This window comes from Halomonas sp. E19, assembly GCF_052439355.1.
GTDB lineage: Bacteria > Pseudomonadota > Gammaproteobacteria > Pseudomonadales > Halomonadaceae > Halomonas.
In genome coordinates, this window is record NZ_JBNFWU010000001.1 from 1726476 (window position 1) to 1739634 (window position 13159).

At 66.0% G+C, this 13159-nt stretch carries 16 protein-coding genes; 7 read left to right on the forward strand and 9 right to left on the reverse strand.

Annotation, left to right across the window (positions count from 1 at the left end):
• The first annotated feature begins 146 nt into the window (after positions 1-146).
• On the forward strand, positions 147-941 hold the full coding sequence (locus ACUDAL_RS09160; RefSeq protein WP_444677920.1) for a sensor domain-containing diguanylate cyclase: 795 nt from the start codon (positions 147-149) through the stop codon (positions 939-941).
• Positions 942-989: 48 nt separating this feature from the next.
• Positions 990-1724 (forward strand): RNA methyltransferase, encoded by a 735-nt coding sequence (locus tag ACUDAL_RS09165; RefSeq protein ID WP_444677921.1) that lies wholly within the window; start codon positions 990-992, stop codon positions 1722-1724.
• A gap of 268 nt (positions 1725-1992) precedes the next feature.
• Here the strand turns inward: ACUDAL_RS09165 and ACUDAL_RS09170 are convergent, their stop codons facing one another.
• From ACUDAL_RS09170 to ACUDAL_RS09190, 5 genes are all read right to left on the reverse strand, one after another.
• The gene (locus ACUDAL_RS09170; protein WP_444677922.1) at positions 1993-2997 is read right to left on the reverse strand and encodes an Lnb N-terminal periplasmic domain-containing protein; all 1005 of its coding nucleotides are present in this window, start codon (positions 2995-2997) and stop codon (positions 1993-1995) included.
• A 132-nt stretch (positions 2998-3129) separates the two neighbouring features.
• Positions 3130-3498: a RidA family protein gene (locus tag ACUDAL_RS09175; RefSeq protein WP_444677923.1), complete on the reverse strand. Its 369-nt coding sequence runs from the start codon at positions 3496-3498 to the stop codon at positions 3130-3132.
• A 64-nt stretch (positions 3499-3562) separates the two neighbouring features.
• Complete coding sequence (locus tag ACUDAL_RS09180) at positions 3563-4597, reverse strand: histone deacetylase family protein (RefSeq protein WP_444677924.1); 1035 nt, start codon at positions 4595-4597, stop codon at positions 3563-3565.
• A gap of 149 nt (positions 4598-4746) precedes the next feature.
• Positions 4747-5049 (reverse strand): hypothetical protein, encoded by a 303-nt coding sequence (locus tag ACUDAL_RS09185; protein ID WP_444677925.1) that lies wholly within the window; start codon positions 5047-5049, stop codon positions 4747-4749.
• 172 nt (positions 5050-5221) lie between these two features.
• Positions 5222-5398, reverse strand: coding sequence for a hypothetical protein (locus tag ACUDAL_RS09190; protein WP_444677926.1), 177 nt, complete (start codon positions 5396-5398; stop codon positions 5222-5224).
• Positions 5399-5560: 162 nt separating this feature from the next.
• Between ACUDAL_RS09190 and ACUDAL_RS09195 the strand changes: the two genes are divergently transcribed.
• Entirely contained in the window at positions 5561-6769 is a 1209-nt protein-coding gene (locus ACUDAL_RS09195; protein WP_444677927.1) for an MFS transporter, read from the forward strand.
• Positions 6766-6891 carry a hypothetical protein gene (locus tag ACUDAL_RS09200; protein ID WP_444677928.1) on the forward strand — a complete coding sequence of 42 codons (126 nt, stop codon included), beginning with the start codon at positions 6766-6768 and terminating at the stop codon, positions 6889-6891. The genes ACUDAL_RS09195 and ACUDAL_RS09200 overlap by 4 nt, the downstream gene beginning before the upstream one ends.
• 110 nt (positions 6892-7001) lie before the next feature.
• Here ACUDAL_RS09200 and ACUDAL_RS09205 read toward each other — a convergent pair whose 3' ends face one another.
• Positions 7002-7184: a hypothetical protein gene (locus ACUDAL_RS09205; protein ID WP_444677929.1), complete on the reverse strand. Its 183-nt coding sequence runs from the start codon at positions 7182-7184 to the stop codon at positions 7002-7004.
• A gap of 194 nt (positions 7185-7378) precedes the next feature.
• Between ACUDAL_RS09205 and ACUDAL_RS09210 the strand changes: the two genes are divergently transcribed.
• The 3 genes from ACUDAL_RS09210 to ACUDAL_RS09220 are packed head-to-tail and all read left to right on the forward strand — an operon-like array spanning position 7379 to position 10052.
• A complete protein-coding gene (locus tag ACUDAL_RS09210) occupies positions 7379-8611 on the forward strand; it encodes a patatin-like phospholipase family protein (RefSeq protein WP_444677930.1) in 1233 nt (410 codons plus the stop codon).
• Positions 8608-9372, forward strand: a complete 765-nt coding sequence (locus ACUDAL_RS09215; protein WP_444677931.1) for a GntP family permease — start codon at positions 8608-8610, stop codon at positions 9370-9372. Before ACUDAL_RS09210 ends, ACUDAL_RS09215 begins: the two co-directional genes overlap by 4 nt.
• 8 nt (positions 9373-9380) lie before the next feature.
• The gene (locus ACUDAL_RS09220; protein WP_444677932.1) at positions 9381-10052 is read left to right on the forward strand and encodes a hypothetical protein; all 672 of its coding nucleotides are present in this window, start codon (positions 9381-9383) and stop codon (positions 10050-10052) included.
• Between the two features lie 58 nt (positions 10053-10110).
• Here ACUDAL_RS09220 and ACUDAL_RS09225 read toward each other — a convergent pair whose 3' ends face one another.
• From ACUDAL_RS09225 to ACUDAL_RS09235, 3 genes are read right to left on the reverse strand one after another with little or no spacing between them, the layout of a single operon-like run.
• Positions 10111-11079: a branched-chain amino acid transaminase gene (locus tag ACUDAL_RS09225; RefSeq protein WP_444677933.1), complete on the reverse strand. Its 969-nt coding sequence runs from the start codon at positions 11077-11079 to the stop codon at positions 10111-10113.
• Entirely contained in the window at positions 11076-12221 is a 1146-nt protein-coding gene (locus ACUDAL_RS09230; protein ID WP_444677934.1) for a class II histone deacetylase, read from the reverse strand. Before ACUDAL_RS09230 ends, ACUDAL_RS09225 begins: the two co-directional genes overlap by 4 nt.
• Positions 12218-13159 carry an ornithine cyclodeaminase family protein gene (locus ACUDAL_RS09235; protein WP_444677935.1) on the reverse strand — a complete coding sequence of 314 codons (942 nt, stop codon included), beginning with the start codon at positions 13157-13159 and terminating at the stop codon, positions 12218-12220. Before ACUDAL_RS09235 ends, ACUDAL_RS09230 begins: the two co-directional genes overlap by 4 nt.

A 13159-nucleotide genomic window follows, 5' to 3' on the forward strand; every position in this document is an offset into this window, starting at 1 on the left:
GCCGTCACCGGACTCGAATCGACTTATCTGACCCGTATCGACTCGGAAAACAATGTGCAGAGGGTCGTCTTCTCTCGTAATTCCAGAGATCTCGAGATTCCCGAGGGCTTGACGGTGCCCTGGGGGACACCCTGTGCAAGCGCGCAATGGATGAGAACACGCCCTTCACCGACGATGTGCCTGGCTGCTGGGGAGATTCCAAGGCAGCGAGTGCCCTTGGCCTCAAGACCTATATCAGCGAGCCGGTACATATCGGCCAGCACGAGCTCTACGGAACTCTGTGCGGAGCCAGCAAGCACAAGAAACCTGTCAGTCCCCGCGCGCGGCGCCTGCTCGCCATGTTCAGCCGCTTGATCGCCCGTCAACTCGAAAGGGATCGGCTGCTGGACGCTCTCAGACAGGAGCACACCACATTCAAGGAGTACGCCCTTTCCGATCCGCTGACGGGAATCCCCAATCGCCGCGCCATGGAAACCGAACTCAAGCGGGCGCTGGCCAATGCGGAGCGCATGAACACAACCGTTCACCTGGCTTTCATCGATCTTGACGGATTCAAACACATCAACGATCAACATGGACACGATGCCGGCGACCGCTTTCTCATCGAGATGGCAAGAACGTTGAAAGCCGGCATCCGGGATGGTGACGCCCTTGCACGCATCGGGGGCGACGAGTTCGTCGTGTTCGGCAACGTCCCGCGCGAGCAGCCAGACGCGGTCCGCGAGGTGATTGCCCAACGTCTCTCCGACCTGACCCGTGGAGTATTCGACCTCGGTATCATCCAGCTCGACTACGCGGGTGCCAGTGTGGGCGTCGCCACCTCTCGTCCTGGAGAAAAGGACATCGAAGCCCTGCTGGCTCGCGCCGACGAGGCCATGTATCAGACGAAGCAGTCCCGTCGCAAAACCGGCCCGACGGTACCCCCGGCCCGTTCCAATTGAGACGCTTTGCGCTACTATCGTCTTCTTCATTAGTCAGCAAGCCGACCCATGCTCGCCAACATTCGTATCGTACTCGTGCAGACCTATCACCCCGGCAACATCGGCGCCTCGGCGCGGGCCATGAAGACCATGGGCCTGACCGAGCTGGTGCTGGTCAATCCTCGCGGCTTTCCCGATGCCGAGGCGTCGCGGCTGGCGGCCGGCGCCGAGGACGTGGTCGACCGCGCCCGAGTGGTGGCCTCGCTGGAAGAGGCGGTATCCGACTGCGTTCAGGTGGTGGGCGCCAGCGCCCGGCTGCGCAGTCTGCCCCTGCCCCACTACGACGAACCCGAGGCGATGACCCGGGAGCTGGTGGCCAATGCGGGAAGCGACCCGGTGGCGCTGGTGTTCGGCCGCGAGCGCTCCGGCCTGACCAACGACGAGATTCGGCTGTGCAGCCATCAGGTCAGCATCCCCGCCAACCCCGAGTACGGCATCCTCAATCTCTCCCAGGCGGTACAGGTACTCGCCTATGAAACGTTCAAGGCGTGGCGCCTGCGGCCCGAGAGCGAGTATCGCCTGCCGCGCCCTGCCGAGGAGCGTCAGCCGACCCGCGAGCAGATGGCGCATTTCCAGGAGCACTTAAGCCGGGTGATGCAGGTCAGCGGCTTTTTGACCCAGCCCCACGCTCGCACCGAGGCCCAGCTGCAGGCCCTGTTCGCCCGGGCCCAGCCCAGCCGCAAGGAGCTCTCGCTGCTGCGGGGGTTGCTCAGCTCACTGGAAGCGGCCGCCTCGGACGGCTAGGCTGGAAAGGCGTCGCGTTCATCTCGCCGCCTTCAGGACGTCACGTCGCTGTCACGGCAAGGTGAAATGATGACGCCACCCGAAGAGGGAAAGGCAACGGACACTGCCGATCATGGGACACGGAAGCAGGCGCACGGGAAGTGCGCCAGGGACAGCCGGGCATCAGGAAGATGCCAAGGGAGCCATCGCCACGCTGAGCCGCAGCGTGGCGTTTTCTTTGGTTCAGCACCCTTGGCGCACGACGCGCTGTCATGCTGGAAGCCTGCCTTCAGGCCCGCCGGTCGTCGTCCCAGCCGGGGACGTCGTGTCGTATCCGCTGCGAGAAGTGCAGGTCCCGCTCGGCCTGCCGGGCACGCTCGTCGACCCGGCCGCGGCGCATCAACTCAGGCAGGCTGAAGCCGGGCCACAGCCCGCCCACCTTATAGACATACCCAGGTAACCGACCGGTCACCAGCAGCCGATAGTCAAACGGCAGGCGGGCACCGATACCTCGCGCCATGGCAAAGATCAGCGTGGTGCAATTGGCGGTTAAGGTGTTATAGAAACGTGGCGAAGCGGCCAGGTCGTTGGCCTCCTCGACATAGGCCAGCAGCAGCGAGCGCATCGCACTGCGCGGCATCCGCAGGCGAAACAGCGAAACCCTCTCCCCGCGCACATGAGTTCGCAGGCCCACCGCATCACGCTCGTCGGCGGCAATGATGGCAATCTCGTACTGGCGGAAGAACCCACCAATTTCCGAGAACCGCTCTCCGCTCAGGCGCCGCACCTCCACCGAGAAGACCACGAAGTCGGCCCCTTCAAAGCCGAACGAGACCATGACATGGGCCACACCGGGGCGCCCCCAGCTCGATACGATCAGGTCGACCGAATCGAGCTTGGCAAGTTCGTAGCGACGCTTCTCCCAAGCCACATCGGCATCGTCCCGGGTGTGCCAGCGAAAATTGCGAACATGCGGCAGGATCAGCTCACCTTGGCGAACCTCGCCGGTGGCCAGGTGCACGACATCATCGGCCCAAGGGCGATCATGCGTGGGGCGCAGGCGAAACCACCAGATCAGCAGGCCCGCCACCAGCAGCGCCTGACCAAGCAGCGCCAGCCGCATCCCCTGCAGGTTCAGCACGACCAGCAACAGTGCCAGCAACAGCCAGCCGACCAACACCGCCTTGCGCCACGGCTGCGGCAACAGCAGGCGATACCACAACGCCGCCGCCCCCCATGCCATGGCAATCAGGCACAGCGCCTGCAATCCTCCAATGAATAAGGCTTGACTCATGTCGCTCCCGCGTCTGCTGCGATCGCTTGCTTGCCCCAGGCCGCCGGCCAAGCGACACCCTACGACCCAGCGCGGTCGAGGGTCACGCCGGCAGGCGGCACCGGCTTATGCGTGGTGAGCGAGGTATCCCGATCAGTTCGAGGCGGATGCCTGTGGAAGCGCCGCAATCACCATGATCTCGACCTTCCATTCGGGCTTGGCCAGCTTGGCTTCCAGCGCGGCACGAACCGGCGGACGACCCGGCACCACCCAGGCTTCCCAAGCGGCGTTCATCTGGTCGAACTCGGCCATGTCGGTAACCCAGACCTGAGCCGAAATCAGGTGCTCCTTGGAGCTGCCGGCCTGAGCCAGCAGCTCGTCGATGCGCGCCAGCACCTGCTCGGTCTGACCACGCATGTCAGCGCTGGCGTCGCTCGGCACCTGGCCGGCCAGGTAGACGGTCCCATTGTGCACGGCGACCTGGCTCATGCGGGCGTTGCTTTCGAAGTAGTTGACCGACATCTCTTTTCCTCTGTTTTAGTGGGGGAGGTACAGCAACAGCATTCGTGCCACGGGCCAGGTCGGATCATTCGCCGAACAAGCCCTTCAACAAGGCAGTCAGGTTGGCCCCGAGGCTCTCGGTAGGGTAGCCACCCTCCTGCACCAGAACCATGGGCAGGCCCAGGGCCGCCAGGCGGCGCCCCACGGCATGAAAATCGTCGGTGACCAGGGCCATGCCGCCCGCAGGGTCGTCGCGGTGCGCGTTCAGCCCCAGCGCTACAACCGCTGCCTCGGGGCGAAAGGCCGCCATTCGTGCCGAGAGCGCATCCAGGGCGTCGAGGTAGCGGGCGGCGTCGCTGCCGAGCGGCAGCGGCAGATTGACGTTGGCGCCCAGGCCTTCGCCCATGCCCTCCTCGTTCGCCCCGCCCCAGAAGTAGGGGTAGGACTGCCGAGGATCGACGTGCAGCGAGCCGGTCCAGACATCGCCGCGATAATAGAAGATATCCTGCGTTCCATTGCCATGGTGCAGATCGATGTCGAGAATCGCCACCCGCGAGAAATGCTCGCGCAGCACCGTGGCTGCCAGGGCCGCGTTGTTGAGGAAGCAGAAGCCGCCGGCCCGGTCGGGGCCCGCATGATGGCCAGGCGGTCGGCACAGCGCATACGTGGTGCCATGCCCGCCCAGCAACGCTTCGGCCGCGGCCTGAGCCGTGGCCGCGCTGGCCAGGATGCCGCGAAAACTGTCGGCGTCGATGGGGCATGTCAGGTCATGCAGGTGCCAGCCGGCCTGGCCGATGGGATGCTCGGGATAGAGAAGCCCACCGCCGCAGGGGTGCACGCTGGAGGTGACCGGGCCGGAAGCCTGCTGAAGCCGAGACCAACGGGCATGGATGGTTTCGAGAAACGCCAGGTAGCGCGCGGAGTGAATACGGCTCAGGCGGCTGCGCAGGCGCGGCGTATCCACGTCATCCGGTTCGAGCAGGTTGAACCCGCAGGCGGTCACGCCCGCAGCCAGCAGTTCGGCCCGTCTCGTGCTCTCCGGTGAAGGCATCTCCTGGCCGTGCAGCACAATCGAAGCCGGCGCATGCAGCGCCTGGTCAGGATGATAGAACAGCTTCATTGCGCTCTTCCTTGATGCAGCAGGCAAACACCGCCCCCGAGGTGGCGGTGCACGCCCCTCGCTCCTTGGGGCAGTTCGTTCAGCTGGAGGGCACGACGGCAGGCAGACGTGGAGCATGTCGGCTTCTTGTAGCGTTCTGGTCAGGGGCTTCAAAATACCCTGCCACGACGCTTTGTGAAACTGCTCAATGCTTCAACAGCGGCCTTTCTTGGCCTGGCCAGGGGGCAGAAACCCCGGTAGCGGCGCCGGTCGTCACGCCTGCCGTCGTAATAGTAGTGGCGCTCGACATGGCGTTCCCGATAGCGGTGCCTGTCGCCATGATGATGCCGATGGGAACCATCGACCACCACCAACGGCTCGGGACTGATGCGTGCCGGTGAATAGCTACAGCCGGCCAGCACCAGCAGGAGCGGCAGGAAGGCCAGGGCGAAAAGACGCAGGAACGGTTTCATGGCATTAACCTCTTGGCTTGAGCGGAAGATGCCCTTCAGGTCCCATGCGGAGTCGTCGTACTCACCATCCTGGGTGCGACTCTCTATAGCTGTCTGCCGGCAGTGGCCCACTCCGTGAACCGTGGGGGTTACCTGCCAGCTGATTGCCGATGCGTTGCCGCCTCGATGCGGCTTAGCACCGCCCCTTCTTGGCCTGCCCCGGAGGACAGAAGCGACCGGCATGCCCGCTGCGATCGTCGTCGATGACAATCAGCGGTTCCGACTTGATGCGTGCGGGCTGGTAGCTGCAGCCAGCCACCAGCATCGCGGCCAAGATGAGCACAAAAGGAAGTAACAGGCGCCGTGACATGATGTTTCTCCAGTTTGTCGAACACTGTTCATGATAGCGAAGTAAAGCGCTGTTACACATGTGGCACAGCGGCAACATCGACGTCGCCAAACAGCGACATTGTCACCGCACCCATAACGGGCGATAGTTCATGCTCGTTAGCCTGCAAACGGGAAATACGCCATGGACGCCCTTCGCCGCCACTCGCTGCTGCTGATCCTGCTCGGCAGCCTGGTCATTTCACTGGCCATGGGGCTGCGCCATGGGTTCGGTCTGTTCATGGCGCCAATGAGCAGCGACCTGGGCTGGGGGCGTGAGGTGTTCGCCTTCGCCCTGGCGCTGCAAAACCTGATCTGGGGCTTCGCCCAGCCCTTCACCGGCGCCCTGGCGGATCGCTATGGGGCCGCCCGGGTGGTGGCCATCGGCGGCGCGCTGTACGCGCTGGGCCTGCTGTTCATGGGGATCTCCGAGTCGGCGCTGGGCATGTCGCTCTCGGCCGGGCTGCTGATCGGCCTGGGGCTCTCGGGCACCACCTTCTCGGTGATCCTGGGCGCCGTGGGGCGTGCCGTAGCCCCGGAGAAGCGCAGCATGGCCATGGGTATTGTCAGTGCGGCGGGATCGTTCGGCCAGTTCGCCATGCTGCCAGGCACCCTGGGGCTGCTGGGCTGGCTGGGCTGGTCGGCTGCGCTGCTGGCCATGGGGGCCCTGGCGGCGATGATGGTACCGCTCGGCGCCATGCTGAAGGACCGCCCCTCCACGCGCCTGGCCACGGATCTCTCGCTGCGCCAGGCGCTGGACGAAGCCGCCGGCCACCGCGGCTTCTGGCTGCTGTGCCTGGGCTTCTTCGTGTGCGGCTTCCAGGTGGTGTTCATCGGCGTGCACCTGCCCGGCTATCTGTTCGACAACGGCCTGGCCGTACACGTCGGCAGCACGGTGCTGGCCCTGGTGGGCCTGTTCAACATCTTCGGCACCTACGCCGCCGGCTGGCTGGGCGGCATCTATTCCAAGCCACGCCTGCTCAGCTGGCTCTACCTGATCCGCGGTGCGGTGATCGCCACCTTCGTCTTCATGCCGCTGAGCCCCGCCAGCGCCTATCTGTTCGGCATCGCCATCGGCTTGCTGTGGCTCTCCACCGTGCCGCTGACCAACGGCATCGTGGCCTCGGTATTCGGGGTACGCCACCTCTCCATGCTCGGCGGCATCGTCTTCCTGTTCCACCAGGTCGGCTCGTTCACCGGCGTGTGGCTGGGCGGCATGCTCTACGACCTGCACGGCGACTATGATGTGGTATGGAAGCTTGCCATTCTGCTCTCGGTGATCGCCGCCCTGCTGCACTGGTTCATCAGCGAGGCGCCCGTCAAGCGGGCCACACCACAGGAGGCCCAGGCATGATTCGCCTGCATCTTACGACACTCGCTGCGCTGAGCGCCCTGACCGCCACCCTGGCACTGGTCTGGTGGGGCTGGCAAACCGCCGATGCCTCGCTGCTGCTGCTCGGCGTGCGACTATGCTGAAGCGTAACTTGGCGCGCCCAGCGCAGGCACGCTGAAAAAAGCGCCCATGCCGATCGGCATGGGCGCTTTGCTTTCTGGCCAGGCCCTGCCTGGCGCAGGAAACCGACCGCTTAGAGATAGAACTTAGGCAGCTTGCGTGCCGGGCGCTTGCGGCTGGCCGACTCGACGCGCTGTGGGCTGTCCCAGATGGTGAGGAAGCGCTCGGCGGCAGGTGCCGTCGCGGCGGGTTCCGTCGGCTCGCGGCGGCTGATCAAGGGCAGATCCCAGATGCTGGTGAAATTCAGGGTAGTCATGGATTCGCTACGGTCCTCGCGGAACCGCCTCCGACGTTATTTATGGAAGCATTTTTCATATTATCCATTTTGTTAGACTTTAGTTCAAGCCCTCATGCGCGATGTGGCCCACTTCGGCATTTCGCCATTGTGGGAGGCAAGCCGGCCACAAGGGCCTATACTGCAATGCAATATGAAAACCACCGGGAGATGGCATGGCCAAGGAAGAACGCAAGCATATCGATCTCGCCCTGCAGGGCGGCGGCTCGCATGGTGCCCTGACCTGGGGTGTGCTGGATCGGCTGCTGGAAGAGGAGCGGCTGGAGATCGACGGCGTCAGCGGTACCAGCGCAGGCGCGATGAATGCCGTGGTGCTGGCCGACGGGCTGCACCGCGGAGGACGTGAGGGTGCCCGCCAGGCGCTGCACAACTTCTGGCGCGGCGTCAGCGAGGCGGCGCGCTTCTCGCCCATCCAGCCGACGCCGTGGGACCAGCTGATGGGCAACAGCAGCCTCGACAACTCGCCGACTTACCTGATGTTCGAGAGCCTCACCCAGCTCATCGCCCCGGCCAAGCTCAACCCGATGAAGTTCAATCCGCTTAAGGACCTGGTTTGCAAGCTGGTGGATTTCGAGCGGGTCAATGCGTGTCGCAAGGCCAAGGTGTACGTCACCGCCACCAACGTGCGTACCGGGCGTGCCAAGGTCTTTTCACAGCCCGATATCACGGTGGATACGGTGATGGCCTCGGCCTGCCTGCCGTTCATGTTCCCAGCGGTGGAGATCGACGGCGAGGCCTACTGGGACGGCGGCTACAGTGGCAATCCGGCGCTGTTTCCGCTGGTCGACGACATGGACTGCCAGGACCTGGTGGTCATTCAGGTCAATCCGCTGGTGCGCCAGAAGCTGCCAGATAGCGCCCGGGACATCATCAACCGCATTAACGAGATCACCTTCAATACCAGCCTGATCAAGGAGCTGCGCAGCATCCAGCTGCTGCAGCAGCTGATCGACGCCGAAGGACTGGAGGTGGAGCGCTACCGCTCCATGCGCCTGCATCTGATCCATGCCGAGCAGGAGGTTGAAAAGCTCTCCGCCTCGAGCAAGCTCAACGCCCAGTGGGACTTCGTCTCGCGCCTCTATCGCCAGGGCCGCGGCTGGGCCGACCTGTGGCTGAAGGAGAACTTCGACAAGCTGGGACAGTGCTCCACCTTCGATCTCAATGCGGTGTTCAGCGACACCTTCCGCCCACTCGCCCGCCCCAGCGGCACGAGCCTCGATGTCGATGAGGACAAGCAGGACAAGCCCAGCGCCGAAGAGCCCAGTGCGAAGCTGCCTGCCGACAAACAGCCCACCGACAAGTCGCCCGGCAGCAAGCGGGGCAACCACAAGGCGCCTGACAACAAGGGCGCTAGTGACGGCAAGACCGGCAAGGGAGACGAGGCATGACCGGCATTGCCGCCATCGTCATAGCACTGCTTTTGTTGATGTACCTGGCCTACCGCGGCCTGAGCCTGCTGATCCTGGCCCCGGCGCTGGCCGCCCTGGTGGCGCTGGTGTCGGTGGATACGCCGCTGCTGGCCAGCTACACCCAGGTGTTCATGGGCTCGGCCGGTGGCTTCATCATCCAGTACTTCCCGCTGTTCCTGCTCGGAGCGATCTTCGGCAAGCTGATGGAGGATTCGGGCAGCGCCGAGGTGCTGGCCGGCGCCATCGTCGAGCGCCTGGGCGAAAGCCGCGCCATTCTCGCCGTGGTGCTCTCCTGTGCGGTGATGACCTACGGCGGCGTGTCGCTGTTCGTGGTGGCCTTCGCGGTGTTTCCCATCGCCGCAGCGCTGTTTCGCAAGGCTAACCTGCCCAAGCGGCTGATCCCCGGCACCATCGCGCTCGGCGCTTTCACTTTCACCATGACCGCCCTGCCCGGCACGCCGGCGATCCAGAACGCCATCCCGATGCCCTTCTTCGGCACCTCGCCCTTCGCCGCACCGGGGCTCGGCATCATGACCGGACTGGTCATGCTGGGCCTGGGCCAGGCCTGGCTCACCTACCGCGCCAGGCAGGCCCGCGCCGCTGGCGAAGGCTATGGCGAGCATGACAGCGAGTCCACCCCGGCCGATCACCTGCGCGAGCGCGCCGCGGGGAAGGCTTCGACCTGGCCGAGGTACAGCCACAGCCGCGCCAGGGGCTGCCCTCGCTGCCCCTGGCACTAGCCCCCATCGTGCTGGTGATCGCGCTCAATCTGCTGTTCACCACGGTAATCATCCCGGCCATGGATACCGGCTACCTGGCGAACCCGGTGTATGGCGCCACCAGCATCGAGTCGGTACGCGGCGTGTGGTCGGTGATCGCCGCCCTGGTGCTCTCCATCCTGGTGCTGATTGCGCTCAACTGGCCGCGCCTGCAGCAGCTGACCGCCTCGCTGGACAGCGGGGCCAACGCCTCGCTGCTGCCAATCTTCAATACCGCGAGCCTGGTCGGCTTCGGCTCGGTAATCGCCTCGCTGGCGGCCTTCGACGCCATCAGCGCCTGGGTGACCACCGCCGGCGGCGACAATCCGCTCATTTCACTGGCCATCGCGGTGAACCTGCTGGCCGGCATGACCGGCTCCGCCTCCGGCGGCATGAGCATCGCACTCTCCACCCTCGGCGATACCTACCTGGCCATGGGCCAGGCGGCCGGCATCTCGCCCGATCTGCTGCACCGGGTCACCGCCGTGGCCACCGGCGGTCTGGACGCCCTGCCGCACAACGGCGCGGTGATCACGCTGCTGTCGATCTGCGGCTTGACGCACCGCCAGGCCTACCTCGACATTGCCGCGGTGGCCGTGGTGGGGCCGATCATCTCGCTGATCGTACTCATCGCGGTGGGCTCGCTGGTGGGCACGTTCTAAGTGCCGGCGCCCTGCTCAGGGAGCCCCCGGCGTGCCACCTCGCCGCACTGGCGCTTCGTCACGCCGGGGTCAGCCAGGCCGCGAAGGCCGCCAGGTCGTCTTCCAGCTCTCCGCGCACCAGGCGACGGTAGAGACCCTGCAGGCGTGCGGTAACCGAGCCCTCTGGGATGGCATCCCCGACGGCAGGGGCGCCGCTGCGGGCACCGATATGACGGCCGTCGAGCTCGCGCAGCGGCAGGATCTCGGCGGCGGTCCCGGTCAGGAAGGCCTCGTCGGCGAGATAGAGCTCGTCACGCGTGATGCGCCGCTCCACCACCGCCATGCCGAGCACGTCCCTGGCCAGCCGAATGACGCTGTCGCGGGTGATGCCCTGCAGGCAAGAGGTGACCTCGGGGGTGTGCAGCACTCCATCGCGGACCACGAAGACATTGGCTGCGGAGGCCTCGGCCACATAGCCCTCGGGGTCGAGCATGATGGTCTCGTCGAAGCCCGCCTTCACCGCCGTGTTCAGCGCCAGCATGGAGTTGACGTAGTGGCCGCTGGTCTTGGCACGGCACAGGCTGATGTTGACGTGGTGGCGCGCCCACGACGAGGTCAGGGCGCGCAGGCCGATCCTGGCGGCCTCCGGTGCCAGGTAGGCGCCGAGGTCCCAGGCCGCGATCATCAGGTGCGTCGACAGGCCTCTAGCGCGCAGCCCAAGCCCCTCGGAGCCGAGAAAGATCGTGGGCTTCAGGTAGGCACTCGCCAGCCGATTGCGCTCCAGGCAGCGGCGCTGTGCGTCGATCAGGGTCTCGGCATCGAAGGCCACGGGGATGTCCAGGGCGTGGGCGCTGTCCAGCAGGCGGCGGGTGTGCTCGGCCACCCGGAACAGGTGGGTGCCGTTGGGCCCGGCATAGGCGCGCACGCCCTCGAAGCAGCCCATGCCGTAGTGCAGGGTGTGGGTCAGCGCATGCACCTGCGCCTCTCTCCACGGCAGCCATTCGCCGTCCATCCAGATCCAGCCATCGCGATCGTGCAGCGGGGTCATCTCCTTTCTCCTTCATGGTGTGGCGGGCTACGCCAACAGGCTGCTTGCCAGTGCTCTCGCCAGCCGTCGATCAGCGCCTGCTGGTGGAGCTGCAGAGCCTGGTAGCCCCAAGCGGCGATTTCGTCATTCTGGGGGTCGGGCACGGTGATCCGGCTCCCCGCCAGGGTCTGGATCACGGCATGACCACACAGCGGCACATAGCCCTCCGAGTAGCCGCCCTCGTGGACCATGACCAGGCGGCCCTGGCAGATCCGCTCGGCCAAGGCCTTCACCCGGGCGGTCATGGCCGCAAAGGTGGCGCTGTTGAGCAGCATCTTGCCCAGCGGGTCCTTGGCGCAGGCGTCATAGCCGCAGGCCACGACGATCAGCTCCGGCGCGAAGGCCTCGATCGCCGGCAGCACCAGGGTGTCCATGGCGTATTCATACGCACCGATGCCGCAACCCGGGGGCAGCGGCAGGTTGAGATCGGTGCCGAGCGCCCCTGCCCCGCCCTGCTCCTCGAAGGCGCCGGTCTCCAGCGGATAGTTGCCCGCTTGGTGGACGGAGATGGTCAACACCTCTGGGGTGTGCCAGAAGGCTTCCTGCTGGCCGTTGCCGTGATGCACGTCCCAGTCGAGAATCGCCACCCGCCCTACCTGGCCAAGCGCACGGGCGCGCATCACTGCCACCGGAATATTGCCAAGCAGGCAGAAGCCGCGGCCGCGGTCGGCCTCGGCGTGGTGCCCGGGAGGCCGGCACAGCGCATAGGCGTTGGCCAAGGCCCCGGTGGCCACCGCCTCGATGGCAGCCACCGCCAGGCCAGCAGCCTGGCTTGCCGCCGCCAGACTTCCCGGCCGATAGGGGGCGCACTCGCCGGCATCGCCCTCGCCCGTGCGGTCGCCGAGCTCGAGCGCGTCCAGGTAGCGCGGCGTGTGGAAGCGCTGAAGGTCCTCGCGCGAGGCCGGCGGCGGCTTGCCTACCGCAAGCTCGTCGATCAGGCCCGAGGCTTCCAGCAGGTTCTTGAGCCGCCGCTTGCTCTCGGGGCTTTCCGAGGCGGGCTGGGGCTGCAGGAACTCACCGGGCGCCGAGAACACTCCGATGGCGCCCTGGTCATGCCAGAAGCAGCGCTCGTGCCAGAAGAAACCCGTGGCCGCGCGGTTCATTCGGGCGACTCCAGCCGCTCCCACACCTCGATGGCTGCGGCCAGGTCCTCCAGCGACGCTCCCACCGACTTGAACAAGGTGATCGCTTCGGCAGACGAGCGCCCTGGCTTCTCGCCACGCAGCAGCTCGGCGAGGTCGCCACGAATGGCGTCGAAGGCGAAGGCGCCTTCGTCGATGGCCTGGAGAAGATCCCCGGCTTCGCCCCGGGCGCCGGCGTAGGTATCGACGAAGACCTCGCTACGCACCAGGCACTCGGCGTCGGTCTCGCGCATGGTCGGGCGGAAGGCCCCGATCAGGTCGAGATGGGTGCCGGGAGAAAGCCAGGCGCCACGGATCAGCGGCTGCGTGGAGAGCGTCACGCAGCTGATGATATCCGCCTCCCGCGTAGCCGCTTCCAGGTCGCTGACCGCCCGGCTGTCAAAGCGGTCGGCATACTCGGCGGCAAGCGCCGCGGCCTTGCCGGCGTTCCTGCCCCAAATTCGCACCCGCCGGATGGGCCTAACCGCCGCATGCGCCTCGATCACCATGGGCGCCAGCTTGCCGGTGCCTACCACCAGCAGCGTGACGGCGTCGTCGCGGGCCAGCTCACGGGCCGCCAGCGCCGAGGCCGCGGCGGTGCGCCGCCGGGTCAGCTCGCTGCCGTCGAGGCAGGCCAGCGGGCGGCCGTGGGCGCCCTCGCTCAGCAGGTAGACGCCGGCAATCGCCGGCAGCCCGTGGTCGGCGTTCTGCGGAAAGACGTTGACCACCTTCACCCCGATATAGCCCGCCCGCTCCCAGGCGGGCATCAGCAGCATGGTGGCCTCGCCGTCGGGCCGGTGCATGGCATGGTGATGACGAGGCGGCGCCTCCACGCCTTCTCGAAAGGTGTGTGCCAGGCGCTGCACCAGGGGTTCCCAGGGCAGCGCCGCGGCCACCTCGCTTGCGGTCACGACGCGCAT

What these genes read in the sequence shown, in the direction of transcription:
- ACUDAL_RS09160 (WP_444677920.1), top strand. Translation starts at nt 147, where the DNA reads ATGGATGAGAACACGCCCTTCACCGACGATGTGCCTGGCTGCTGGGGA.
- ACUDAL_RS09165 (WP_444677921.1), top strand. Translation starts at nt 990, where the DNA reads ATGCTCGCCAACATTCGTATCGTACTCGTGCAGACCTATCACCCCGGC.
- ACUDAL_RS09170 (WP_444677922.1), bottom strand. Translation starts at nt 2,997, where the DNA reads ATGAGTCAAGCCTTATTCATTGGAGGATTGCAGGCGCTGTGCCTGATT.
- ACUDAL_RS09175 (WP_444677923.1), bottom strand. Translation starts at nt 3,498, where the DNA reads ATGTCGGTCAACTACTTCGAAAGCAACGCCCGCATGAGCCAGGTCGCC.
- ACUDAL_RS09180 (WP_444677924.1), bottom strand. Translation starts at nt 4,597, where the DNA reads ATGAAGCTGTTCTATCATCCTGACCAGGCGCTGCATGCGCCGGCTTCG.
- ACUDAL_RS09185 (WP_444677925.1), bottom strand. Translation starts at nt 5,049, where the DNA reads ATGAAACCGTTCCTGCGTCTTTTCGCCCTGGCCTTCCTGCCGCTCCTG.
- ACUDAL_RS09190 (WP_444677926.1), bottom strand. Translation starts at nt 5,398, where the DNA reads ATGTCACGGCGCCTGTTACTTCCTTTTGTGCTCATCTTGGCCGCGATG.
- ACUDAL_RS09195 (WP_444677927.1), top strand. Translation starts at nt 5,561, where the DNA reads ATGGACGCCCTTCGCCGCCACTCGCTGCTGCTGATCCTGCTCGGCAGC.
- ACUDAL_RS09200 (WP_444677928.1), top strand. Translation starts at nt 6,766, where the DNA reads ATGATTCGCCTGCATCTTACGACACTCGCTGCGCTGAGCGCCCTGACC.
- ACUDAL_RS09205 (WP_444677929.1), bottom strand. Translation starts at nt 7,184, where the DNA reads ATGACTACCCTGAATTTCACCAGCATCTGGGATCTGCCCTTGATCAGC.
- ACUDAL_RS09210 (WP_444677930.1), top strand. Translation starts at nt 7,379, where the DNA reads ATGGCCAAGGAAGAACGCAAGCATATCGATCTCGCCCTGCAGGGCGGC.
- ACUDAL_RS09215 (WP_444677931.1), top strand. Translation starts at nt 8,608, where the DNA reads ATGACCGGCATTGCCGCCATCGTCATAGCACTGCTTTTGTTGATGTAC.
- ACUDAL_RS09225 (WP_444677933.1), bottom strand. Translation starts at nt 11,079, where the DNA reads ATGACCCCGCTGCACGATCGCGATGGCTGGATCTGGATGGACGGCGAA.
- ACUDAL_RS09230 (WP_444677934.1), bottom strand. Translation starts at nt 12,221, where the DNA reads ATGAACCGCGCGGCCACGGGTTTCTTCTGGCACGAGCGCTGCTTCTGG.
- ACUDAL_RS09235 (WP_444677935.1), bottom strand. Translation starts at nt 13,159, where the DNA reads ATGCGCGTCGTGACCGCAAGCGAGGTGGCCGCGGCGCTGCCCTGGGAA.